Origin of the sequence: Methylobacterium tarhaniae, from assembly GCF_001043955.1 — a bacterium.
Classification (GTDB): Bacteria; Pseudomonadota; Alphaproteobacteria; order Rhizobiales; family Beijerinckiaceae; genus Methylobacterium; species Methylobacterium tarhaniae.
Genome location: NZ_LABZ01000468.1, coordinates 1 through 752 on the forward strand (window position 1 = coordinate 1; position 752 = coordinate 752).

At 67.7% G+C, this 752-nt stretch carries 2 protein-coding genes; both read right to left on the bottom strand.

Annotated elements, in window-relative coordinates; genetic code table 11:
• Window positions 1-251: cysteine hydrolase family protein (locus VQ03_RS30710; RefSeq protein WP_048454730.1), on the bottom strand; the 251-nt coding region annotated here is incomplete at its 3' end.
• An 80-nt stretch (window positions 252-331) separates the two neighbouring features.
• The coding region (locus VQ03_RS30715; RefSeq protein WP_048454731.1) for a zinc-binding dehydrogenase at window positions 332-752 on the bottom strand (421 nt) is incomplete at its 5' end.

Below are 752 nucleotides of genomic sequence, written 5' to 3' on the forward strand. Positions count from 1 at the left end.
CACAGGACCTGCGGCCCGTAAGGCAGGTCCACGCTCTCGAAGGCGCGTTTTCCGGCATGGCTGGAGGCGAAGGAGATGTGCCCGGCCGGGTGCCAGTCCTGGGTCAGGACCACGTGCGGAAACCGGGCGGCGAGGCGGTTGATCGGGTCGATCACCGCATGGCCGTCCGGCACCGCGAGGGCTCCGCCGGGCAGGAAGTCGGTCTGGACGTCGACCACGAGGAGAAGGTCGCGCTCGCCTGGGGGCTTCATCCGCCTCGTCCTGTCGTCGGGGGATCCCGAGATCGCGGTATCCCTGGCTCACGGAATACTTGGATCAGGGGATACTCGGATCACGGGGTCATGATCGTGGCGCCCGTGGTCTGGCGTCCGGCCAGATCCTTGTGCACCTGCACGGCGTCGGCGAGCTTCGCCCGCGCATGGACGGGGATCTTCACCGCGCCGCTCGCCACCACGCCGAACAGGTTCTCGGCCATGGAATCGAGGGTGGTCCGCGTCCCGGCATGGGCGAACAGGGAGGGGCGCGTCGCGAAGAGCGAGCCCTTCTGGCCGAGCACCGCCAGGTTGAAATTCTCCACGGGGCCGGAGGCGGAACCGAAGCTCACGAACATTCCCAACGGTGCGATGCAGTCGAGGGAGGCCGGGAAGGTGTCCTTGCCGACGCCGTCATAGACGACGCGCACGCCCTTGCCGCCGGTGATCTCCTTGATACGCGCGGCGAAATCCTCGTCGCGGTAGAGGATGACGTGGTCG